The organism is Pseudomonas sp. GM80, from assembly GCF_000282515.1.
Lineage (GTDB): Bacteria > Pseudomonadota > Gammaproteobacteria > Pseudomonadales > Pseudomonadaceae > Aquipseudomonas.
On the sequence record NZ_AKJD01000074.1, the window covers coordinates 1 to 24,964 of the forward strand.

Annotated in this window: 13 protein-coding genes; 5 read left to right on the forward strand and 8 right to left on the reverse strand. The window is 62.1% G+C overall.

Translation table 11 applies throughout. The annotated features are described in order from the left end of the window. Positions 1-155: 155 nt before the first annotated feature. Both PMI37_RS13000 and PMI37_RS13005 read left to right on the forward strand, forming a co-directional pair. Positions 156-2,360, forward strand: a complete 2,205-nt coding sequence (locus PMI37_RS13000) for a TonB-dependent receptor (protein ID WP_008081469.1) — start codon at positions 156-158, stop codon at positions 2,358-2,360. Positions 2,361-2,578: 218 nt separating this feature from the next. Then, positions 2,579-4,114: an FAD-dependent oxidoreductase gene (locus tag PMI37_RS13005; protein WP_008081470.1), complete on the forward strand. Its 1,536-nt coding sequence runs from the start codon at positions 2,579-2,581 to the stop codon at positions 4,112-4,114. A gap of 128 nt (positions 4,115-4,242) precedes the next feature. On the opposite strand, the gene hemB is transcribed toward PMI37_RS13005, so the two are convergent. After that, positions 4,243-5,217: a porphobilinogen synthase gene (gene hemB / locus PMI37_RS13010; protein WP_008081471.1), complete on the reverse strand. Its 975-nt coding sequence runs from the start codon at positions 5,215-5,217 to the stop codon at positions 4,243-4,245. Between the two features lie 253 nt (positions 5,218-5,470). After that, positions 5,471-6,169, reverse strand: coding sequence for a glutathione binding-like protein (locus PMI37_RS13015; protein ID WP_008081472.1), 699 nt, complete (start codon positions 6,167-6,169; stop codon positions 5,471-5,473). 332 nt (positions 6,170-6,501) lie between these two features. Between PMI37_RS13015 and PMI37_RS13020 the strand changes: the two genes are divergently transcribed. Continuing rightward, positions 6,502-7,176: a hypothetical protein gene (locus PMI37_RS13020; RefSeq protein WP_008081474.1), complete on the forward strand. Its 675-nt coding sequence runs from the start codon at positions 6,502-6,504 to the stop codon at positions 7,174-7,176. Between the two features lie 132 nt (positions 7,177-7,308). Here the strand turns inward: PMI37_RS13020 and mnmH are convergent, their stop codons facing one another. From mnmH to PMI37_RS13035, 3 genes are all read right to left on the reverse strand, one after another. Further along, on the reverse strand, positions 7,309-8,415 hold the full coding sequence (gene mnmH, locus PMI37_RS13025; RefSeq protein ID WP_008081476.1) for a tRNA 2-selenouridine(34) synthase MnmH: 1,107 nt from the start codon (positions 8,413-8,415) through the stop codon (positions 7,309-7,311). Beyond that, entirely contained in the window at positions 8,415-9,449 is a 1,035-nt protein-coding gene (gene selD, locus PMI37_RS13030) for a selenide, water dikinase SelD (RefSeq protein ID WP_008081478.1), read from the reverse strand. Before selD ends, mnmH begins: the two co-directional genes overlap by 1 nt. Before the next feature lie 192 nt (positions 9,450-9,641). Next, positions 9,642-20,165, reverse strand: coding sequence for an autotransporter-associated beta strand repeat-containing protein (locus PMI37_RS13035; RefSeq protein WP_008081479.1), 10,524 nt, complete (start codon positions 20,163-20,165; stop codon positions 9,642-9,644). Between the two features lie 545 nt (positions 20,166-20,710). Between PMI37_RS13035 and PMI37_RS13040 the strand changes: the two genes are divergently transcribed. Continuing rightward, positions 20,711-21,670 (forward strand): nucleoside-specific channel-forming protein Tsx, encoded by a 960-nt coding sequence (locus PMI37_RS13040; protein WP_008081480.1) that lies wholly within the window; start codon positions 20,711-20,713, stop codon positions 21,668-21,670. Between the two features lie 16 nt (positions 21,671-21,686). After that, positions 21,687-22,709, forward strand: a complete 1,023-nt coding sequence (locus PMI37_RS13045; protein WP_008081481.1) for a purine-nucleoside phosphorylase — start codon at positions 21,687-21,689, stop codon at positions 22,707-22,709. A 127-nt stretch (positions 22,710-22,836) separates the two neighbouring features. Here the strand turns inward: PMI37_RS13045 and PMI37_RS13050 are convergent, their stop codons facing one another. The 3 genes from PMI37_RS13050 to PMI37_RS13055 form a co-directional block, all read right to left on the reverse strand. Continuing rightward, positions 22,837-23,793 carry a quinone oxidoreductase family protein gene (locus PMI37_RS13050; protein ID WP_008081482.1) on the reverse strand — a complete coding sequence of 319 codons (957 nt, stop codon included), beginning with the start codon at positions 23,791-23,793 and terminating at the stop codon, positions 22,837-22,839. A 28-nt stretch (positions 23,794-23,821) separates the two neighbouring features. Then, positions 23,822-23,995 (reverse strand): DUF1427 family protein, encoded by a 174-nt coding sequence (locus PMI37_RS31270; RefSeq protein ID WP_007969534.1) that lies wholly within the window; start codon positions 23,993-23,995, stop codon positions 23,822-23,824. Positions 23,996-24,169: 174 nt separating this feature from the next. Continuing rightward, complete coding sequence (locus PMI37_RS13055) at positions 24,170-24,943, reverse strand: AraC family transcriptional regulator (protein ID WP_008081483.1); 774 nt, start codon at positions 24,941-24,943, stop codon at positions 24,170-24,172. Between the last annotated feature and the right edge of the window lie 21 nt (positions 24,944-24,964).

A 24,964-nucleotide genomic window follows, 5' to 3' on the forward strand; every position in this document is an offset into this window, starting at 1 on the left:
GGCAGCTCCTACAGGGTGTCATGCGGAGTAGTGACAAACTGATTGCAAAACGTTACTGAGAAAACCTATCATTTGCGCCTGGAGTCGCATTTGCGCAAGGAGTTCCCGCGCCGCCCTAACTTTTTCCCAATGGCCGTGCGCCTCCAGGTAAAAAAATGCCCGCTCCAGTTCGACTCGCCGTCCCGTTTCGCCCGACGCTTCTCGCCCTGCTGTGCTCTCTGACGGTCACCGCTCACGCCGCTGAAGGCGATAACAAAGAGCTGGTGCTCGACAACGTCAACATCAACGCACAAGCCCCGACGCCCGATGCCCTGCCCCCGGTCTACGCCGGTGGTCAGGTTGCTCGCGGCGGCCAGTTGGGCGTGCTGGGCAATCAAGATATGATGGACGTGCCATTCAGCGCCGCGTCCTACACCGAGCAACTGATCCAGGATCAGCAAGCCGAAGACGTCGCCGACGTGCTGCTCAACGATTCATCGGTGCGCCAGGCTTCCGGTTTCTCCAACCAGGCGCAGATCTTCATGATCCGTGGCCTGCCGCTGACTGGCGATGACATTTCCTATAACGGCCTCTACGGCGTGCTGCCACGGCAGATCATTTCCACCGATGCGCTGGAGCGCGTGGAAGTGTTCAAAGGCCCGAATGCCTTTATCAACGGTGTGACCCCGACCGGTTCCGGCATCGGCGGCGGCGTCAACCTGCAGCCCAAGCGTGCCGGTGACGTGCCACTGCGCCGCTACACCACCGACATCAACAGCGAAGGCCGCATCGGTCATCACTTCGACATCGGTCAGCGTTTCGGTGAAGACAACCGTTTTGGTGCACGGGTCAACCTGTCGCAACGCGAAGGCGACACCGCCATCGATCACGAAAACCAGCGCTCGAAACTGTTTGCCATCGGCCTCGATTATCGCGGCGATGCACTGCGCGTTTCCGGCGACTTCGCCTACCAGAAAGAGCGCGTCAACGGTGGCCGCAACTCGGTCAACCTCGGCACTGCCACGCACATTCCGGACGCACCGTCGGCCGACACCAACTACGCGCCGAAGTGGGGCTACACCGACATCGAAGACACCTTCGGCATGCTCCGCGCCGAGTACGACCTCAACGACAACTGGACCGCCTACGCCGCCGGTGGCGCCAAGCACACCCGTGAAGTCGGGCGCTACAACTCGACCACACTGGTCGGCAACAACGGTGCCTCGAACACCACCGGCTCGTTCATCCCGCATGACGAAGACAACACCAGCGTCATGGCCGGCCTCAACGGCAAATTCACCACCGGCCCGGTCAGCCACAAGCTCAACTTCGGCCTGACCGGCATCTGGACCGAACAGCGCAGCGCTTACGACTTCGACCTGACCAAGTACGCCAACAACATCTACCACCCGGTAGAAACGCCATCGCCGGTCGGTAACTTCGCCGGCGGCGACAACAGCGATCCGGGCATCACCGGCAAGACGTTCAACCGCAGCGCGGCGATTTCCGACACCCTCGGCTTCTTTGATGATCGCCTGCTGATCACCGCGGGCCTGCGTCGTCAGCAACTGGTGGTGCAGGGTTACAGCTACGCCAGCTACGGCAGCGGCCCGCGCTCTTCCAGCTACGACGAATCGATCACCACGCCGGTCTACGGCATCGTCTTCAAGCCGTGGGAACACGTGTCGTTCTACGCCAACCACATCGAAGGCCTGGCGCAGGGCCCGACCTCGCCGACCACCTCCGGCTCACGCGTCGTGATCAACGGCAACGAAGCTTATGCACCGGCACGCTCCAAGCAGACCGAAGCCGGGGTGAAAGTAGACATGGGCACTTACGGTGCGAGCCTGGGTGTTTATCGTATCGAACAGCCGAGCGACGGTTACTCGGAAATCATCGACGCCAACACCTCGCGTTATGTGCGTGAAGGCGAGCAGGTCAACAAAGGCGTGGAAATGAACGTGTTCGGCGAGCCGATCAGCGGTCTGCGCCTGATCAGTGGCCTGACCCTGATGGACACCGAGCTGAAGAACACCCAGAACGGCGCCAATGACGGCAACCGTGCGATCGGCGTTCCGACCTTCCAGTTCAACGCTGGTGCCGATTGGGACGTACCCGGCCTGCAAGGCGTAGCGCTGAACGCGCGGATGCTGCGCACCGGTGGGCAATACGCCGATGCGGCGAACAACCTGAGCCTGCCGACCTGGAACCGTTTCGATGCGGGTGCGCGTTATGCGTTCAAGGTTTCGGAGAAAGACGTGACCGTGCGTCTGGGCGTGGAAAACCTGGCGAACAAGAAGTATTGGGAATCGGCTCAGGGCGGTTACCTGACGCAGGGTGAACCGCGTGTGGCGAAGTTGTCGGGCACTATCGACTTCTAAGCGTCACCGTCATGTAAAAAGGCTCCGTGGCTTTGATGGCTGCGGGGCCTTTTTTGGTTTTGTGGGGGATTTTCCGGCCTCATCGCGAGCAGGCTCACTCCTACATTTGATCCAGGTACATCAAGCCTGTAGGCGTGCGCCTGCTCGCGATGGGGGTTGAACTGGCCAGCCCGTCCTTCTGATCCATACTTGCTGCACAGCAACAGGAGGACAGGCCCATGAACCGCAGCGACGTTCTGATCATCGGCGCCGGCCCCACCGGGCTGGTGTTGGCCCTGTGGCTGAGCAAACTCGGCGTGCAGGTGCGCATCATCGACAAGACCTCTGCACCTGGCACCACTTCGCGGGCGCTGGCGGTGCAGGCGCGGACGCTGGAGTTGTATCGGCAACTGGACCTGGCCGACACCGTGGTGCGCAACGGTCACCGGGTGGCAGCGGCGAATTTCTGGGTCAACGGCAAACCGGTCGCACAGTTGCCGCTGAACCTCATCGGCGAGGGCCTGACGCCTTACGCGTTCGTCGAAATCTTTGCGCAGGATGAGCACGAAAAACTACTGATCGAACGTCTCGAAGATTATGGCGTGACGATTGAACGCAACACCACGCTGGAAAGCTTCGAAGAAAGTGGCGACGGCATCAGCGCGCATCTGCGTCTGCCCGATGGCGAACAGGAAATCTGCCAGGCGTGTTATCTGGCAGGCTGCGACGGTGCCCGCTCGGTGGTGCGCAAAAGCCTCGATGCAGGATTTCCCGGTGGCACCTATCAGCAGATTTTCTATGTCGCAGACGTGCAGGCCAGCGGCCCGGCACTGAATGGCGAACTGCATCTGGATCTCGACGAGGCCGATTTTCTCGCGGTGTTTCCACTGGCCGGCGAAGGCCGCGCGCGGCTGATCGGCACCGTACGTGATGAACGCGCGGAGCGTGCCGAAACCCTGGCGTTTTCCGATGTCAGCAGCCGCGCCATCGAGCACCTGAAAGTCCATATAGAAGACGTGCACTGGTTCTCGACCTACCGCGTGCATCACCGCGTGGCCGAGCACTTTCGCAGCGGGCGCGCGTTCCTGCTCGGCGATGCTGCGCATGTGCACAGCCCGGCGGGCGGTCAGGGCATGAACACCGGCATTGGCGATGCGATCAATCTGGCGTGGAAACTCGCGGCGGTACTCAGCGGCGGTGCCGAGCCGGGTCTGCTCGACAGCTACGAAACCGAGCGCATTGCCTTCGCGCGCCGGCTGGTGTCGACCACCGATAAGGTGTTCAGTTTTGTCACTGCCGAGGGGCGTCTGGCCGATCTGCTGCGCATGCGCGTGGCACCGTTTCTGATCCCGAAAATGGCCGCGTTCGAAGCCAGTCGCGAGTTCCTGTTTCGCACGGTGTCACAAGTCACCCTCAACTATCGCGGCATGCCGCTGAGCCAGGGTGCCGCCGGCCACGTCCACGGCGGTGACCGCTTGCCGTGGGCGCATGATGGCGAAGGGGATAATTACGAACCGCTACGCCAGCCCTGCTGGCAAGTGCATGTGTATGGCGACACCAGCGACGAAATGATTGCCTGGTGCCACGAACATCACCTGCCGCTGCATGTGTTCGACTGGCGTCCGGCGTTTGAAACAGCAGGCTTGGGGCGTAACGGTTTCTACCTCTTACGCCCGGACACCTACGTGGCGCTTGCCGACAACAGCGCCGACCCGAAAGTGATCGAACGCTACTTCCGCGATCACGGCATCCGCCCCTTCTTCAACTGCCCCTGACCTAAGAACACCACAACCCCCTGTGGGAGCTGGCTTGCCAGCGATGACGTCAGCACAGTCAAAATCAAAGTTGACTGATCCACCGCTATCGCTGGCAAGCCAGCTCCCACAGGGTTATGCGTTGTTGCTTAGATTCCGGCCAGGGCCAGGTCCATCGCAAAGTAGGTGAAGATCAGATCCGCACCCGCGCGTTTGATCGCGCCCAGGCTTTCACGCACCACGCGATCTTCATCAATCGCGCCGGCCTGCGCGCCAAATTTGATCATCGCGTACTCGCCGCTGACCTGATACGCCGACAGCGGCAGGTTCGAGGCTTCACGAATGTCGCGGATGATGTCCAGGTAGGCACCGGCCGGTTTGACCATCAGCGCATCCGCGCCTTCCTGCTCATCAAGCAACGATTCACGCAACGCTTCGCGGCGGTTCATCGGGTTCATCTGATAGCTTTTGCGGTCGCCCTTCAGCGCGCTGCCACCGGCCTCGCGGAACGGGCCATACAGCGCCGAAGCGAATTTGGTCGAATACGCCATGATCGGAATCTGCGTGAAGCCGGCTGCATCGAGTGCCTGGCGAATCGCCCGCACTTGGCCGTCCATCGCCGCCGACGGCGCGATCACGTCAGCACCGGCATGCGCGGCTGCCACGGCTTGTTTGCCGAGGTTGATCAGGGTCTGGTCGTTGTCGACTTCATGGTTGTGCATCACGCCGCAGTGGCCGTGATCGGTGTATTCGCAGAAGCAGGTGTCGGACATCACGATCATTTCCGGCACGGCGTCCTTGGCGATGCGCGACATGCGCGAGACCAGACCGTCTTCACGCCAGGTGTCGCTGCCATTGCCATCCAGATGGTGCGACACGCCAAAGGTCATCACCGACTTGATACCCGCGCGGGCATAACGCTCGATCTCGCTGGCCAGTTTGCGCTCGGGAATACGCATCACGCCGGGCATGCTTTTGATCGGCACGAAGTCGTCGATTTCTTCCTCGACGAAAATCGGCAGGACCAGATCGTTCAGGCTGAATTCGGTTTCCTGGAACAGACTGCGCAGGCTCGCATTGCGGCGCAGACGGCGGGGACGTGCTTCGGGGAACTGGCTGGACATGAGGCTTTCCTGAAATCGGAAGATGAGACGAAAGTCGTAGGGGGCGAAGCTTATGCCTTGCGGGGGTTGAGGTACAAACCTGGATCAATCAAGAGTGCATTACCGGGCGCGCAACAATCCTTCAGAACACTGTAAATCCCTGTGGGAGCTGGCTTGCCAGCGATCGCGGTGGTTCAGGCAACACAGATGTCGACTGTGCCGGCGTCATCGCTGGCAAGCCAGCTCCCACAGGGTTATGTCTGTAGCCCGAAAATCAGGAGGGAATGGTCAGCCCTCGGATAACTGCCGGGCGGGCGAGGAAGCGCTCGAGCACGCGGGTGACGTTGGGGAAGTTCTGGATGCCGACCAGATCACCGGCCTCATAAAAGCCGATCAAGTTGCGCACCCACGGGAACGTCGCGATGTCGGCAATCGTGTAGCGCTCACCCATCAGCCAGTCGCGGCCTTCCAGGCGGCTATCGAGAACTTTCAGCAGGCGCTTGCTCTCATCGACATATCGGTCACGCGGGCGCTTGTCCTCGTAATCCTTGCCGGCGAATTTGTTGAAAAAACCGAGCTGGCCGAACATCGGGCCGATACCGCCCATCTGGAACATCAGCCATTGGATAGTTTCGTAACGCAGCGCGCCTTCCTGCGCCAGCAACTGCCCGCTCTTGTCGGCCAGGTAAATCAGGATCGCGCCGGATTCGAACAACGGCAGCGGCTGATCTTCCGGGCCATGCGGATCGAGAATCGCCGGGATCTTGTTGTTCGGGTTCAGCGACAGAAACTCCGCGGACAACTGATCGTTGCTGTCGAAAGCGACCTTGTGCGGCTCGTACGGCAGGCCGATTTCTTCGAGCATGATCGAGACTTTGACGCCGTTGGGGGTCGGCAGGGAGTAGAGCTGAATCCAGTCAGGGTACTGCGCCGGCCATTTCTGGGTGATCGGGAACGCGGACAGATCGGTCATGGGAAGCATCCAGTCACAAATTGAACCCCGATATTAATGTAGGAGCTGCCGAAGGCTGCGATCTTTTGATCTTGAGCCTTCAAGCAAGGTCAAAAGATCGCAGCCTGCGGCAGCTCCTACATGAACCGTAACATCCTGTGGTTAAGCTGCGACCAGACCGTTGAAGGTTGCCGCTAAAGTGCGGGATCGAACCAAATCGGCCTCAGAGGACTCTGAGCTATGCCTTTGTTGCAAAGGAAGCCGTTCACGACAGGGAAAACACCCGGTGCTGGGAGCCCGCGGTGTAAAGGTTTGTCCGCCTTAACCGAAATTGCTGAAGAACCCCTTATTCCATGACGAACTTGATAAGTTTCGCCAAACGCTTCAAACAACGCGCTTACGTGGTCCTGCCCTCCCTGCTGGCGGCCAGTGCGCTGTTTCTGTCGCTTGAATCCAGCGAAAGCCGCGCACAACCGGCGGATGGCACGCAGACGCTGGTGTTCCTGCGCCATGCCGAAAAGCCCGAGGGCGGTCTCGGCCAGCTCAACTGCCAGGGTTTGAACCGCGCCATTGACCTGTCGACGCTACTGCCGGAAAAATTCGGCAAGGCCGACTACGTGTTCGCCGCGAACCCGACGCGCAATGTCGAGGAAGGCGAGCTGGACAATTCCTACAGCTACATTCGCCCGCTGATGACCATCAGCCCGGCAGCGATCAAGCTCGGCTTGCCGGTGAACATCGAGTTTTCCGCCAATGACACCAGCGACCTGGCCCGCGAACTGCTCACCGACAAGTACCACAACTCGACGATTTACACCGCGTGGTCCCATGGTTATCTGCCGGAATTGATCAACAAGGTCGCGGGCACAGCGGTCGGCGGCAAACAGAACATTACCGATGACTGGTCGGGCGACGATTTTGATTCGTTGTACGTGCTGACCCTGACCTGGCACAACGGCAAGGCCAGTTTGCAGAGCCACAGCTACAAGCAGGGGCTGGACCACGGCAAGGAAACCTGTCCGACCTGAGTCATTTGTTGCCTTTACGGGCCCCATCGCTGGCAAGCCAGCTCCCACAGGTATCGTGGATATACATAATATCTGTGTACATCCACGATACCTGTGGGAGCTGGCTTGCCAGCGATGAGGCCGGAAAAAACACTAGGAATCTTTCTGATTCACCCGCCCACGCAAATACTCGATCACCGCCCCGCTCTCCCCCGCAAACTCGATCCGCCCGCCCTTTTTCTCGCGCTGGAACACATACATCGGGTCGTAATACTCGCGCAGCAAGCCCTCGATCCAGCCGCGATGCAGATCCACTGCGCCGCTATGCCCTTGCTCGATCAACGCCGCTTCCATCAATAGCAACATGCGCTGATGACGCTCACCGCCGAGGCGTTTCTGCACGTTATTGAGGCTTTCCAGCAGCCGCTCCGAGAACAACGTGAACCCTTCCTCCCCGTGCACCGTCGAAAATTCCGCCGACAGATCCACCACGTAATCGCGCAGAATCCGCTCCACGCGATCCTCAAAACTGTCTTCCAGCCAGACCATCGGGTACTGCTGCATGCCCTGATACAGCGGCAGCGGCAAAGCGCAACTGCCGACCACCCGGCTCTCGTCTTCCAGCACGAACTGCTCGATGCCGGCAGCACGTTTCTTGAGGATGTCGATGGCCAGACGGTTTTCAAAATCGATGTTGGAGGGCTGCCCGGTAGCCCGTTTGCCGAAACTGGAACCGCGATGATTGGCGTGACCTTCCAGGTCCAGGCCGTTGCGCAGTTGCCCCAGCACTTCAGTCTTGCCGGTGCCGGTCATGCCGCCCAGCAGGACAAAATCACACTGGGCGATGGCCTGCTCAGTGGTGTCGATCAGAAAGTTGCGCATCGCCTTGTAACCACCGCCGACGCGCGGGTAGTCGATACCCGCTTCGTCACGCAGCCACTGTTGAGTGATCTGCGAACGCAGGCCGCCGCGAAAACAATAGAGATAACCATCAGGATGGGCGCGGGCGAAATCGGCCCAGGCCTGGATGCGCTCGGCTTTCACCGCGCCGCTCACCAGTTGATGACCCAATTCGATGGCCGCCTGCTGACCGTGCTGCTTGTAGCAGGTGCCGATCTTCTGCCGCTCGATATCGGTCATCAGCGGCAGATTGATCACGCCGGGGAATGCGCCCTTGTGAAACTCGACCGGCGCACGGGCATCCATCAGCGGCCGGTCGTTGAGGAAAATGTCTCGGTAGTCAGTGCAGTCGCGGAGCATCAAATCACCTCGACTGCGTTCGTCTGTCGCTCAACCAGTTCGCCGATTGGCGCCAGGTTCAGGCCCAGTTCGGCGGCGACGGCAAGGAACTCGGCATCGCCTTCAGGGGTAACGGCAATCAGCAGGCCGCCGCTGGTTTGCGGGTCGCAGAGCACCCGTTTGTGCAGCTCCTGCACGCGGCCGACCTTGCTCGCATAGCTGTCGAAATTGCGCAGCGTACCGCCGGGCACGCAGCCCTGATCGAGGTAATACTCGACGCTGTCCAGACGTGGCACCCGGTCATAAACGATGCGCGCCGTCAGCTTGCTGCCGTCTGCCATTTCCACCAGATGACCGAGCAGGCCGAAACCGGTGACGTCGGTCATCGCCGTGACCCCAGCGAGTTTGCCGAAGCGGCTGCCGGGTTTGTTCAATGTGCACATCCAGTCACGGGCCACGCCGACGTCGGCGGCGCGCAACTTGCCTTTCTTCTCGGCGGTGGTGAGGATGCCGATGCCCAGCGGTTTGGTCAGGTACAACCGGCAACCGGCGGTGGCGGTGTCGTTGCGTTTCATGTGGCGTTTTTCCACCAGGCCGGTGACGGCGAGGCCGAAGATCGGCTCCGGCGCATCGATCGAATGCCCGCCTGCCAACGGAATACCTGCCGCGTCGCATACCGCACGGCCGCCGCGAATCACTTCGCGCGCGACTTCCGGCGCCAGCACATTGACCGGCCAGCCGAGGATCGCAATCGCCATCAGCGGATCGCCGCCCATCGCGTAGATGTCGCTGATCGCGTTGGTGGCGGCAATGCGGCCGAAGTCGAACGGGTCGTCGACGATCGGCATGAAAAAGTCGGTGGTCGAGACCACGCCGCGCTCAGCATCGATTTCGTACACGGCGGCATCATCGCGCGAGGCGTTGCCGACCCAGAGTTTCGGATCAAGGTTCTGCGCACCGCTGCCGGCCAGAATCACCTCCAGCACCTGCGGGGAAATCTTGCAGCCGCAACCGGCGCCGTGGCTGTATTGGGTCAGACGAATCGGCTCGCTCATGGGGAAGTCTCAGGCTGTGAATGGAGCCGATTCTAGCAGAGCACGGACAGCCGGACCGAAAGCCAACAGATCAAAGGATCGCAGCCTGCGGCAGCTCTACACAAATCCCATGTAGGAGCTGCCGCAGGCTGCGATCTTTTGATCTTAAAAAAAACCGCCCTTGCGGGCGGCTAAAAGTGCTTCGACCCTAAATCAGAAGCCAAGGCTGAAGCTGATGGTCATCGCGTGGTCGTTGTTGTCATTCGACAATTGCCCCGAATAACCCACTCCGAGTTTGCCGGTCGGGCTGATCTGGAAGTCCACCCCTGCTTCGACCAGCGCGCTGTCCTTGGCGATCGGTACGCCTTGGGTGCTGAACGAGGCGCCGCCGTCGATGAAGCTCAGGTCGGCGTCAGGTTTGGTGTCGCCGAAGGCATGGCGCCAGCCGATGGCCGCGCGCGGGGTGAATTGCCCGCCGTTGGCCAGGGTGATGACTTTGCCGGCGCGTACACCGAGGGTCGAGAAGGTGATGTCCTGATCGGCTTCCGCCTTCAGTCGCCCTACCCCGCCTTTTTCCTTGGCCTTGTCGGAGTCGTAGTTGACATACGACAGACCGGCGAACGGCTCAAGGGCAATGCCGCCGGCTTCAATCGTGTAACCGACTTCACCGAACACCTGAGCGCTGCGCGCGTCGTAATTAGCCTTCAGGCGATCGTTGTAGCTGCCGACGCTGACGTCGCGTTTGGTCTCGATGTCGTGCCAGCTGTACGCCGCGCCGAGGCGCACGGCCAGTGCATCGAACTGCGAGTTGAGGTACGCCGCCAGGTGGTAGCTTTCGACGGTTGCATCCGAGCGACGGTCATGTGCATCGAGGTCGCTGCGGGTGTAACCGGCGGCCATGCCCACGCGCCACTGATCATCGAGTTGCTTGTCAGTGCCGAGCATGAAGCCGCTGAGGTTGCGATCGAGGCTGGCGGCGTTGCTGTCGCCATCCGACTCGCCCCAGGCGCCGAGTGCGCGGGCCCAGCCGACCATTTCGCCGTGGCAACCGTTGCTGCTCAATTGGTTGTCACTCGGCGCCAGGGCGCGGCGTGGATCATCCGCGGCGCTGCACGATGGCTGGCGCATGCGGTCGTTGACCGCTTCGCGCACGTAACGCGAATCCTCAAGGATGGCGCTGGCGGTGCTGGCATGGATTTCCCCCGACAAGCTGTCGAAGGCATTGCGCGCACCGGCGACGCTGAGGTTGACGATTTCGCCCTGCAACGCCGCACCCGCCGCACCATTGCGCATCAACGCCGAGGCAGTGTTGCGCTGGTTCTGGGTGGCGGCGACATCGACAAAGGAATTGCCGTTGCGACTGACCACCAGATTGACGGCGTTGGCGTCGTACACCAGTGCCGAATCGAGGAACGCGTACTGCGGCAAGTCTGCAGCACTGAAGGTTCCGACCACACCGCCACCTGCGGTGATCAGCGAGTACACGGTATTGCCGGTGAACGGCGCCAGCGAGTTAACCTGCAAGCCGCCACCCAGTGTCGCCGTACCACCGACCGCCAATGGCGTGGCGGTTGGCGAGCTGATGGTCAGCGCCAGCACGCCATCGGAGGCGTTGGTCAGGTTGCCGGCAACGCTCAGCGTGCCCGCCTCGGAACCGGATTGCACGACGCCGTGGTTGATGATCGAACCGACGCTGCCGTTACCGCTCAGGCCAGCACCGTTGGCCACGGTGACTTGTCCACCGAGCGAGGCCCGCGCCGAGCGGCTGCCGACTTGCAGCACGCCTTGATCGACCGAGACCGTACCGTTGAACGGTTGATTGCCGGTCAGCAACAACGTGCCGTCGCCGCGTTTGACCAAGGCGCCCGTGCCACTGAGCACACCGTTGAATTGGCCGTTGGCATTTTGCTGGAACACCAGCGACGCGTTGTCGAGGATGTTGCCCTGCAGACTGGTGGTGTTACCGATCAGCGTACCGCCGCTGACCGTGGTGCCACCGCTGTAGGTGTTGGCACCCGTCAACACCAGCGTGCCGGAGTCGAGTTTCTCGATACCGCCGGTGCCCACCAGCGGCACGGAGATTTGCGCGCTGGCACCGGAATTGACCCGTACCGGTGCAAGACTGCCATCCGGACCGTTGACTGGTGTCAGCGTACCGCCGGCGCCCGGTGTCAGGTTATAGCCGTTGGTGAGAAATTGTAGGCCGGTAAAGTTCTGATTGCCCTGCACGGTGACTGTGCCGCTCTGGCCACCGAACACTGCAAATTGACCATTCGAACCGAGGGCCTGAGTGCCTGTCGGGTCCGTCCAGTTGGTGCCTGGCCCCCACACGCCACTGCCGCCGCCGATGCTGCCATCGGGATTGGTGGTGCCGCCGTTCCAGAACTGCACCTCACCCGGAGTGCCTTGCACCAGCAGGTTGATCTGATTGGCGATGGCCGTTTGCAGGGTCAGGTTGGCCGCCGCCACCGGCAGGCTGCCGTAAACCAGACCGTTGTCGGTCAGGCTGCCACCGTAGCGAAACAGTTGATACACCCCGGTGCCGAAGCCGCCAGCATTGCTGACGTTCAGCGTGCCGTCGAGGGTCAGGTTGCCGGCGACATCAACCACCGTGGTCGAGCTGGTCGCCGAACCGAGGCTGAAGTCCAGATTGGTCCCCGACGACAGTGCCAGCGCACCGACCGACAACGGCGTTGCCGTGCCGCCACCGACCAATGTCGCGCCGCTGGCCAGTTGCACCGTGCCGCTAAGCTGGCCGCTGCCACCCAGTTTTGCCCCGCTGGCAACGTTGACGTTGCTGCTGTTGAGCGTGCCGTTGACCAACAGGCTGCCGGCCTGCACCGAAGTGTTGCCGGTAAGGCCGTTGTTGCCGCTCAGGAGCAATTGCCCGCTACCGGTTTTGTTCAGCGTGCCGGTGCCGGTGAGGTTGCCGGTGTAACTGCCGTTGGCGTTCTGCTCAAAGGTCAGCGTGGCGTTGTTGACGATCGCACCTTGCAGGCTGCTGGTGTCGCCGCGCGTGCTACCGGCGTTCAGCGTGGTGCCACCGCTGTAGGTGTTGGCCCCGCTGAGCAGCAGATCACCGCTGCCGTTTTTCACCAGACTGCCGCTGCCGGTCACCGCGCCGATCAGCGTGGTGTTCTGGTTGCCGGCGAGCGTCAGTTGCGCGCCGAGGTTGATTGCGTTGGCCAATTGCAGCGCCGAGGTGCTGTCGAGGCTGCCATTGCCGGTCACGTTCAAGGCACCGCTGCTGATCGCGCTGTTGTTGCCGAGAATCAGCGTGCCGGCGTTGAGCTGCGTGCCGCCGCTGTAGCTGTTATTGCCGTTGAGGGTCAGGCTCGAAGCGCCGGCCTTGATCAGGCTGCCGCTACCGCTGACATCGCCATCCAGGGTCAGCACATTGGAACCGGCGACGGTCAAGCCACCGTTGACCACCACATCATTGGCCAAGGTCGCGGCGGTGTTGCTGTCCAGCGCGGTGCCCGCAGCGGCGGTCAACACACCAGTGCCGAGGGCCGCGTTGTTGCCGACGACAATCTTGCCGCCATTGAGCGCCGTGCCGCCGGTGTAGCCGTTGGCCGCGTTGAGCACCAGCGTGCCGGTGTCGTATTTGCCGAGGGTGCCGGCACCGTTGAGCGCCACACCAATCGTTGCAGTGGCGTTCGGGTCTACCCGCACCGTGGCATTGCCCAGCGAACCGTTGACCAGATTCAGCGAACCCGCCGTGCCGTTGACCAGGCTGTAGCCATCGGTGACGAATTGCATGCCGGTGACGGTTTGCGCACCGTTGACGGTGACCGTGCCAGCCGCGCCCTGGAATACCGCGAAGTTGTTGGTCCAGGCTTGGTTGGTGGTGCCGTTGACGTCGGTCCAGTTGGTGGTGCCGGTGCCCCAGGTACCGCTGCCACCCTCGACCGAACCGTTGGCGACCAACTGATTGCCGTCCCAGAACTGCACAGTGACGCCCGGTGCAGTCACCAACAGGTTGATCTGATTGGCCAGCGCGGTTTGCAGGGTCAGGTCGCCCGGGGTCACGCTGCCCGGCACGCTGCCGATCAGCATGCCGTTGTCGGTCAGGCCGCCGGTGTAGTTGATCAGGCGATACACGCCGCTGCCGAAACCACCGATGTCACTGACGTTGAGCGTGCCGTCGAGGGTCAGGTTGCCGCCGACGTTGACCAGCGCATTACCGCCACCGGACACCGGTGTGCCGAGGCCGACGTCGAAGTTGGAGTTGCCGTTGAACACCAGCGAGTCGACCGACAAGGTGCTGCCGGTAACGCCTGCCAGATGACCGCCATCCGCCACGGTCACAGCACCGGTCAAGGTGCCGCTGCCCCCGAGGGTGCCGCCGTTGTTGACCAGCACGTTGCCGCTGGCCAGCGAACCGTTGACCTGCAGGGTGCCGGCGTTGACGCTGGTGTCGCCGGTCAGGTCGCTGATGCCGCTGAGGGTCAGGGTGCCGGTGCCGAGCTTGGTCAGGCCGCCGTCGCCGCTGAGGATGCCGGCGAAGGTGCTGCTGATATTGTTGCCGCCAAGGCTCAATGTGTTGCCCGTGCCGATCAACGCCGTGCCGCTGCCAGTGAGGCTGGCCAGGCTGCCCGAGGCGCCAAGGTTGAGCGCCGCGCCGCTTGCGAGATTGAGCGTGGCATTGTTGCCGAGCGCCCCGCTGCTCAGCGTGGTCAGGCTGCCGGCGAGCACATCGAACGTGCCGCTGAACGTGTTGCTGCCGCTCAGCGTCATGTCGGACAGACCGTTCTTGGTCAACGTGCCCGCGCCGGCGATCACACCACCGAGGGTCAGATTATTGTTACCGGCCAGGCCCAGATTGGCGTTGACGTTGAGGTTGTTGGCCAGTACCAGCGGCGCGGAATTGTCGAGGGTCGAGGCGCCTGCCACGGTCAGCGCGCCGCTGCCCAGCGAGCCGCCGGTGCCGAGCGTCAGCGTGCCGGCGTTCAGCGTGGTGCCGCCCGAGTAAGTATTGATGCCATTGAGCGTCAGGTTCGACGCGCCGTTCTTGATCAAACCGCCCGCGCCGCTGACCACACCGGCGAGGGTCAGGTTGTTGCTGCCAGTGTTGCTCAGATTGGCGTTGAGCACGACGTTGTTGCCCAGGCTCAGCGCGCTGTTGCTGTCCAGCGCCGAGGCACCGGCCACGGTCAGGTTGCCCAGACCCAGCGCCGAGTTGCTGCCGGCGGTCAGGGTGCCGGCGTTGAGGGTGGTGCCGCCGAGGAAGTTGTTGTTGCCGCTGAGGGTCAGGTTCGACGCGCCGTTTTTACTCAAGCTGCCGGCACCGTTGACCGTACCGGCAAGCGTCAGATCTGCCGTGCCGACGATGCCGAGGTTGCCGGCCAGATTGACCGCGTTGTTCAACGACACCGCCGTGCTCGCATCCAGCGTGGTGCCGCCCGCCGCATTCAAGGTGCCGGAACCCAGCGCCGAGTTCGACGCCAGAATCAGTCCACCGGCATTCAAGGCTACCGGGCCGAGGAAGGCGTTATTGCCGCCAAGGGTCAGGTTGGCCGTGCCGGTTTTGATCAGGCCACCGGTGCCGCCAATCACGCCGTTGAGGGTCAGGGCATTGCTGCCGACCACGGTGAGGTTGCCGTTGAGCGTGGCCGCGTTGGCCAGCGTCACCGCCGCATTGCTGTCCAGTTGCGTTCCGGCATTCGCCGTCAACGTACCGGTACCCAGTGCAGTGTTGCTGCCGACGATGATTTTGCCGCCGTCCAGTTGCGTGCCGCCGGTATAAGCGTTGGCACCGCCCAGCACCAAGGTGCCTGCGTCGAGTTTATTGAGAATACCGCTGCCATTGATGTTGGCGTTGATGGTCGCCGTCACGCCCGGATCGACGCGCAACGACGTGGTGCCGCCAGTGCCGTTGACCGCCGTGAGTTGCCCCGCCGCGCCATTCACTACGTTGTAGCCGTCAGTGAGGAATTGCATGCCGGTAAACGCTTGTGTGCCGTTCACCGTCACCGTGCCGGCGGTGCCTTGGAATACTGCGAAATCGCCGGCCCATGGTTGGTTGACCAGACCGTTGGCATCGGTCCAGTTGGTGCCGACCGCGTTCCAGGTGCCGCTGCCGCCATCGACCACACCGTTGGCGATGGTCTGACTGCCGTCCCAGTAACGGATGTTGACGTTCGGCGCCGACACTTGAATGTTGATCTGATTGGGCACGCCGGTCTGCACCAGCAGATCGCCGAGGCCGTAACCGACCGGCACGCTGGCGACGTCCAGACCGAGATTGGTCAGGGCGCCGGTGTAGTTGAACAGGCGATACACGCCAACGCCAAAACCGCCGGCATCGGTGACGTTGAGATTGCCGTCGAGGGTGAGGTTGCCGCCGACATTCATCAGCGACGTGGTCGACGGTGTTGCCAACGCGACATCGACGTTACTGCCGGCCGCGAGAGTCAACGCACTGGCAGACAGTTGGTTGCCCGACGACAAGGCCAGATGGCCGCCGCTGTTGATGTTGACGCTACCAATTGCCGAACCGGTGCCGGTGAGGGTACCGCCGGTGTTGACGTTGACCTGCGCACTGGCCAGCGAACCGCTGAGGTCGACGGTACCGCCATTGATCGCGGTGTTGCCGGTGATGCCGTTGATCCCGGTGAGGTTCAAGGTGCCGGTGCCGACTTTGACCAGGCCGCCGCTGCCACTGAGATCGCCGTCGAAGGTGCTGGTGACGTCGCCGCTGCCGACGGTCAGCAGGTTGCTGCCGGTCAGTTGCACACTGCCGCTGCCGGTCAGCGCACCGAGGCTGGCGTTGCTGCCCAGATTGAGCCCGGCGCCGGCGCTGATGTTGACCCCGGAGGTATTGCCCAAGGCGTTGTTGTTGAGCGTGGTGACGCTGCCCGAGATGATGTTCAGCGCACCGGTGAAGGTGTTGTTGCCCGCCAGGGCCAGGTCCGACAGACCGTTTTTGGTCAGGCTGCCGGCACCGTCGATGATGCCGTTCAAGCTCAAATCGTTGTTGCCGGCGATGGTCAGCCCGGCGTTCAAAGTGATCGCGTTGCCGATGCCGAACGACGCGCTGTTATCCAGCGTCGCCGCGCCGCCGACGATCAATGCGCCGCTGCCCAGACCGTTGGCATTGCCCAAGGTCAGCGTACCGGCATTTAAAGTGGTGCCGCCGCTGAAAGTATTGTTGCCGTTGAGGGTCAGATTGGCAGTGCCGTTCTTGATCAGTGGGCCAGTACCGCTGGTGACGCCGCCGAGGGTGAGATTCTGCGTGCCGCCCACGGTCAGTCCGGCATTCAGGGCGACCGCGTTGTTGAGGCTGACCAGCGGCGAGTTGCTGTCCAGCGTCGACGCGCCAGCGACGGTCAATGCGCCAGAACCCAATGCCGAACTGTTGCCGACGGTCAGTGTGCCGGCATTCAGCGTGGTGCCGCCGAGGTAGTTGTTTGCTGCATTGAGAATCAGATTGGCCGTGCCGTTTTTCACCAGGCTGCCGGCACCGCTGACCAGACCGGTCAGCGTCATATTCGCCGTGCCGCCGATGTTCACAGCGCCGGCCAGCGCGACGGCGTTGTTCAGGCTGACGGCCGTGTTGGCGTCCAGCGTGGTGTTGGCCGCCGCGTTCAACGTACCGGAACCCAGCGCGGTGCTACTGCCGACGATCAGTTTGCCGGTGTTCAACACGGTGTTGCCAAAATAAGTGTTGGCGCCGTTGAGGGTCAGATCGGCAGCGCCGTTCTTGGTCAGTCCACCAATACCGGCGACCACACCGCCAAGGGTCAGAGCATTAGTGCCGCCGACAGTCAGAGTGCCGGAGAGGTTGACGTTGTTGACCAGCGTCGCGGCAGCGCTGGCATCGAGGGAGGTGCCGTTCGAGGCGTTCAGTGTGCCGGTACCAAGGGCTGTGCTGGAGCCGACAATCAGTGAACCGGCATTCAGCGCCGTGGTGCCGGTGTAGGTGTTGTTGCCGTTGAGGGTCAGGCTCGAAGCGCCGGTTTTGATCAGCCCGTTGCCGCCACTGATCACCCCGCCAAGGGTCAGTGCGTTGGCGCCGCCGGCGGTGAGGTTGGCGTTGAGAATCACGTTGTTGTTCAGGGTCACGGCCGAGCTGCTGTTGAGCGTGCCCGCGCCTTCCACCGTCAAGGCCCCCGTGCCCAATGCTGCGCCGTTGCCGACGGTGAGGCTGCCAGCATTCAGCGTGGTGCCGCCGCTGTAGGTGTTGGTGCCGTTAAGCGTGAGATTGGCGGCGCCGTTTTTTACCAGTTGGCTGGCGCCGCTGATCACCCCGCCGAGGGTCAGCGCGTTACTACCGCCGATCCCCAGGCTGTTGTTGAGGATGACGGCGTTGTTCAGGGTCACCGCCGCATTACTGTCGAGGGTAGCTACACCGCCCACGGTGATGTTGCCGCTACCCAGCGCCGCGTTGGCGCCTGCGGTGATGGTGCCGGCGTTCAGCGCAATGGCACCGAGAAAGGTGTTGGCGCCATTGAGTATCAGGTTGGCCGCGCCGTTTTTGGTCAGCCCGCCGCTACCGCTGACGATGCCGCCGAGGGTCAGGTTGGCGCTGCCGCCGACGTTGAGATTGCCGCCGAGCGAGACCGCGTTGGTCAGTGCGACTGCGGTGCTGGCGTCGAGCGTGGTGCCCGCCGCCGTGGTCAGCGCGCCAGTGCCGAGCGCGGTGTTGGAGCCGACAATCAGCGTGCCGGCATTCAGTGCGGTGCCGCCGGAGAAGGTGTTGTTGCCGCTGAGGCTCAGGTTCGCCGTGCCGCTCTTGATCAGGTTGCCGGCGCCGCTGACGACGCCGCTCAAGCCCAGTGCCTGGGTGCCGCCAATGGTCACGCCGCCGGCCAGTGCGACGGCATTCGCCAGTGTCACCGCAGTAGTCGCATCCAGCACCGTGCCGGCCGCCGCACTGAGTGCGCCGGTCCCCAGCGCGGTATTGCTGCCAACGAACAACGTGCCGGCATTGAGGGCGGTGTTGCCTGAGTTGCTGTTGTTGCCGGTCAGGGTCAGGCTGGCGGTGCCGCTTTTGGTGATGCCGCCAGTGCCGCTCAACACGCCGCCGAGGGTCAGCGCATTGCTGCCGAGCACGTTGAGTGCGCCGGTCATGCCGATGTTATTGGCCAGCGTCACGTTGGTGGTGCTGTCGAGGCTGGTGCCGGCGGCGGTGTTCAGCGCACCGCTGCCCAGCGAGTTGTTATTGGTCACCAGCAGGCTGCCGGCACTGAGAGTGGTGGTGCCGGTGAAACCGGAGTTGGCGCCGCTGAGGGTCAGGCTGCCGCTGCCGGTTTTGGTCAGGCCGCTGCTGCCGCTGATCAAGCCGCCGAGGGTCAGTGCGCCCGTGCCGCCGGCCGTCAAGGTGCCGCCGAGGCTGATGGCGTTGGCCAGGCTGATGGTGCCCGGTGCGCTCAGCGTTGTCGCGCCGGTGACGTTGAGGCTGCCGGTGCTGAACGCCTGATTGTTGCTGACCTGCACCGTGCCACCGTTGAGCGTGGTGTTGCCCAGATAGGTGTTGGCGGCGCCGAGGTTAAGTTGTCCGGTACCGGCCTTGGTGAAACCGCCGCTGCCGGAAATCACCCCGCTCAGGGTAGTGGCATTGCCGCCTTGTACCGTGACGCCGCCGGCACCGACGGAAATCAGATTGCTGATGTTCAACCCGGCATTACTGGCCTGCAGAATCCCGCCGTTGGACGTGAGCACGCCGCTGCCGAAGGTGGCGTTGTTGTTGAAATTCGCGATACCGCCGTTGAGCGTGGTCGCACCGCTGACCAGTGGCCCCTGCAAGGTCCAGGTGCCGCTGTTGAGGGTCAGGTTGTTGAAGTTGACGTAGGTGGCGCTCGATGCCGTGCCATTCTCGGCGATACCGCCGCCGACGCCGCTGGTGTTTTGCAGGATCAGGCTGTTAGTCCCCCCCGCACCGCCATCCACCGTACCCGTCGGGGCGAAAGTAAGGTTGATATTGACCAGACCACCAAGGCCGACACTGATCTGCACGCCGTCACCGACCTGCACCGAAGAACCGGTCACGGCCGTGAAGGTGTTGGTGCTCCCCGCGCCCATCGACACACCGCCGGTAATCGCACCGGCGTTGGTGAAGGTGTTGCCCGCCGCCGAGGTTTCGAAGGCAATACGGCCGTTGATCACACCGGTGTTGCTGTTGGTCATGTTGACCTGCGAGCCACCGTAGACGCCGATCACCGGAGTATCGGCCAGGGTGATGCCACCGATCGAGAGTCCGGTCGAAGTGATGGTGCCGTTGTTGGTGAGGGTGGTGGTGCCGGCAGCGGCGTTGTTCACCGCGATGGCCAGGCCATTGACGCTGGTCAGGTTAAGCCCAAGCAACATGCCGGTACCGCGCATGATCGCGCCCGTATTGTTGAGCACATTGACCGTGCTGGTCGCGCCGTTCCCGATAAATGCACCGCCGCTCAACACCGATATCAGACCAAGGACTGCCGGATCCATGATGCCGGAGTTGTTCAGGGTGATGCCGACCCCCGTCAGGTCCATGACATGCCCGCCAAGGGTCGCGTTCATCTGCGCGCCGCTGTTGACGTTGACCGTCAGGTTGTTCGTGGCACTGGCGAAGTCGTTGGGAACCAGTGGCAGTGGCGGCACCCCCGTACACGTCACGATTGAACCGGCCGTGGAGCATGTGGCCAGCGCAGGGGCACTCATCCCGCCGAACAGCAGCCCGGCGACGCTCAGATGCACAGCAAGGGAAAGAGGGGAAAAACGCGAAACGAGGGCGATACCAAACCTTGCTTCCACGGGCTACTCCTTGTCGTGGCCAATTTCTTCCTTGAAGGCGTGCAAAGCCGCGCTTATTCCACACGCGAATCAAGACTGCGACGGTCATCACAAAACCGTTGATTGGGGACAAAGCTAGTAGACGCCCGGCAATGGGGCACGGATTAAATGGTGTTAATACTTTAATACTAGAGGCGTCTGGAATAAGCGTTTCAGCCCGTATCCATGGGGCTTCAACCTGCCCCAGGACCTCGGGTATGGCCTTTGTGGCGAGGGGATTTATCCCCGATGGACTGCGCAGCAGGCCCACGCTTCCAAGGGCCGCTACGCGCCCCATCGGGGATAAATCCCCTCGCCACAGGATTCGTACCCGACGGCATTTTTTACGCTCTTGAAAAATGTGATCGTTCTGTCAGAAAAACCGTTGAAATCGACGAAATATCAGCGAATTGAAAACATTGGTACGCCTTGTGCAAACGTTTGCGTAACGTCACTCTCAAGGTTTTCGTAACAAAACCGTACAAGCCCACGGAACACGGGCCTCGATCCGCAAAAAAGGACTTTGAATGCATACCGCATCCCCCTTTCGCGCACCGTTTGCGCGCACGTTTGCTGTTTCCTTGCTGCTTACTGGCGTTACCGGACTTCTCAGCGCCAGCGCTTTCGCTCAGCCCGCGCTGCCGGAAGAATCCGCCCAAGGCGAAGCCCTCAGCCCGGAAGCCAGCCCGCCGAAAAAAGGCGCCTACCTGTCGGACTGGTACAACCAGGACCTGATGCTGATCGGCAGCAAAGACATCAGTTTCGGCCCGCAACCGGCCGACGATATCTACTTGGAGTACGAGTATTTCGGCCGCAAGGGCCCGTTCGAGCTGTACGGCTACATCGACGTGCCGAAGATCTTCAACATCGGCAACAGCCACGACAAAGGTGTGTGGGATCACGGCTCGCCAGTGTTCATGGAGCACGAACCGCGCATCTCCATCGACTACCTCGCCGGCCGCAGCCTGGCCATCGGCCCGTTCAAGGAATGGTACGTCGCGTTCGACTGGATCTACGACCACGGCAGCCGTAAAGAGAATCGCGCCAACACGCTGTACAGCGGTTTCGGCACCGACATCGACACCCACTCGCGGGTCAATCTGTCGGCCAACCTCTACGGTCGCTACCAGTGGGAAAATTACGGCGCGAGCAATGAATATTCGTGGGACGGCTACCGCGCGCAGCTCAAGTACATCGTGCCCATCGACAAATTCAGCAACGGCGCCTCGCTGACCTACATCGGTTTTACCAACTTCGATTTCGGCTCCGACATCCACAAAGACAACCCCGCTCGCACCGCCAACGCGACGGTGGCGACCAACGTGTTGCTCTACTCCTTCACCCATCTGCGCTTCACGCTGGTGGGGCGTTATTTCCACAACGGCGGCAACTGGGAGGACGGCAGCGAGCTGAATTTTGGCGACGGTAATTTCCGCGCGCGTTCCAATGGCTGGGGTTACTACGCCGGCGTCGGTTATCAGTTCTGATTTTCAAGGAGGTTTCATGCAAGCAATGATGCGTTTGACACTGGCCGCTGCGGCCCTGCTCTCTTCCACCGCTTGGGCGGTCGAGGCGCCGATCCAGCCGAAAGTCGTGCTGATCACCATGTTCGCGCCCGAGGCGCAGCACTGGATCGATCGCCTGGAACTGAAACAGGAAATCCGCGTGCCGGGCCTGTCCGCCGAGTACCCGAGCATCCGCTGCAATACGCAGCAGGTGTGCCTGTTGACCACCGGCATGGGCCAGACCAACGCTGCCGCCTCGACCCTGGCGTTGGCGCTGTCGCCGAAATTCGACCTGCGTAAAAGCTATTTCCTCATCGCTGGGATCGCCGGGATCAGCCCAAAACACGGGACTATTGGCACCGCGGCATGGGCGCACTATCTGGTGGAGTTCGGCACGCAATGGGAGATCGATTCGCGCGATGCTCCGTCAAACTGGCCGACCGGTTATCTGGGTATCAACACAAAAGGCCCGAACGAAAAACCGCCGCTGGACTACAAGACCGAAGTCTTCGAGCTGAACGCGAAACTGCAGGACAAAGCCTTCGCCCTGAGCCACAAGGTTGAACTGAGCGAGAGCAAGGAATCGGCAGCGTGGCGCCGGAAATATCCGTCAGCCCCAGCCAATCAGCCACCGGTGGTCACTCGCTGCGACACGTTGGCCGGCAACACCTGGTTTTCCGGTACACGCTTGAGCGAGCGGGCCGAGGTATGGACCAAACTGCTCACGGATAACAAGGGCGAATACTGCACGACGCAGCAGGAAGACAACTCCACCTATGAAGCTTTATTGCGGGCCAGTCGTGAAGGTCTGGTCGATGTTCAACGCCTGGCCGTGGTGCGCGCCGGCTCTGACTTCGATCGCCCTGAGCCGGGCGGCAGTGAAGTGGACAACCTGCTGAAATACGCCGATCAGGGTGGTTTTGCCCCGGCGCTGGAAAACCTCTATCGCGCCGGCCATCCGCTGGTGCAGGACATCCTCACGCATTGGACAGCCTGGGAAAACGGCGTCCCGCAATCCTGAGCCCAACACAAATCAACTGTAGGAGTGAGCCTGCTCGCGATAGCGGTGTGTCTATTAACGAATACTTCGTCTGACACACCGCTATCGCGAGCAGGCTCACTCCTACAGGGGGTTGGCGGGCGGGGGGTCAGGGGATGAGGATGACTTTGTCACCGCTGCCCTGATTCACATCCGCATAACGCTGAAGACCGTCGGCCAATGGCGACTCGACCAAGCCCTGCGGCAACGGCAACGCGCCTTCGTCGAAGAGTCGGCCAAACTGGCCCAACATCGCCGCACAGGCTTCAACGCCGTACAGCAACGTATTGACGCCCACCACCGAACCGCCCTTGCGGTACAACGCCAGTGCCGGCAATTGCACATGGCCGTCTACCGGTGCGGCGATGATCGCGATTCGACCAAAGATTGCCAGTGCCGCCACCGACGCCGGCAGCCAGAAACCGGTGGTGTCGAAGATCACTTCAGCGCCCCCCTGATACACCGCGTTGACCTGCGCGCCGAGGTCTTCAGGTTTATCCAGCTGAATCGTCTGGTAACCCTGCGCCTGCAAATCCTTGACCTGCTCTGGACGCCGCGCCGCCGCCAGGATCTGCGCGCCGCGCACTTTGGCCAAGGCCAATGCCGCCGTGGCCACCGCACCGCCGCCGATCACCAGCAGGCGCGTGTCGGCTTTTACCAGACTGCGCTCCAGCGCATCCCACGCCGTGGTGTACGGCACGCCGAGACTGGCGGCCTGGCTGAAACTCAGACGCGATGGTTTGAGGGCGACACCGTTGGCCGGCAGTTTGACGAATTGCGCGTGAGAACCATCGGCGAAAAAACCCAGCTCGCGACCGGTGCCCCAGACTTGTTGACCGATCAATGCTGGCGGGCCTTCAACCACCACACCGGCGAAATCGCGACCGGGTATGCGCGGCAGCGTGGTGTAGGGGAAACGGCCGAGGACGTTTTTCACATCGCTGGGATTGAGACCAGCGGCCTTGATCTGTACCAGCACCTCGTCAGCGCCGGGGGTTGGGGTCGGAACGTCGACGAAACGCAGGGAAGACAGGTCGCCGGTTTTATCGAATTGCAGTGCTTTCATGGCTTGATCCACCGAAGAGAAAGGAAACTCAGGACAACCAGCCGGCGACCAGTTGCCGGCCCATCGGCCACAATTGCTCACCGGCCAGCATGCCGAGCAGACCTACCAGCGCGATGGCCGGCGGTGCGGGAGAACGGAAATCCAGCGCGCCGTACAGCAGGCCAACGCCCAGACCAATGGCCAGCGAAATCAGGTAGTTCATGGGGGAGGAACTCCGCCGATTGCAAGGAATGGGCAGAGTCTAGGGAATCGAGTGCGAAGGCATCGGCCAACGACTTCTGAATTTCGGCCAACCCTGCCGAAACCACCACAAAACCCTGTGGGAGCTGGCTTGCCAGCTCCCACAGGGTTTGTGCCGGTTCAGGAGGTAACGTTGTTACAGAGTGAATTGTGAGGGGGCGACGCCCAGTTCGCGGCGGAACATGTCGCTGAAGCTGCTGGGCGAGTAGCCGAGTTCGCGGGCGATCACGCTCACCGCCACGCCCTGAATCAACTCCGCCACCGCCGTCGCCAGCTGCACCTGTCGGCGCCACTCGGCGAAGCCCATGCCGAGACTGCCCTTGAACAGCCGCGCCAGGGTGCGCACGCTGGCCCCGGCATTTTCCGCGTGTTGCTCGAAAGGAATGTCCAGTGAGGGCGCCGCCATGACCGCTTGGCACACGTTCATCAGACGCCGATCGGAATCGTCCGGCAGCGGGATTTTCAGCTGCGAACGGCGTGCGCGTTGCAGCTCCAGCAACGCCAGCCCGACCAACGCCTCGTAATAGGCAGGTTCCCCGCTGTCGCCCTGCTCCACCAGCCCGACAATCAACTCGCGCAGCAACCCACCGACCTCGATCACCTGCACCGTCTGATCCAGCGTCGCCGCCAGCGCCGGGCGCAAGTAGATATTACGCATCTGCAGATCCGACACCACGCGGATCCCGTGCGGCACACCGGGCGGCAACCACACCGCCCGCTGCGGCGGCACCACCAGCGCTTCATGCGGCGTCTCGACCCACATCACCCCGCTCATCGCGTACAGCAACTGCCCCCAGACATGCGCATGCGGCTCGATAAACAACCCACGCGGATAGGTGCGCGCCACACGTTGCACGGGCACATCGGTGTCACTGAGATCGGGGGGCGCGGCGAGGGCCATGGCGAGCATTCATTGGGGTTGGTGGAAGCG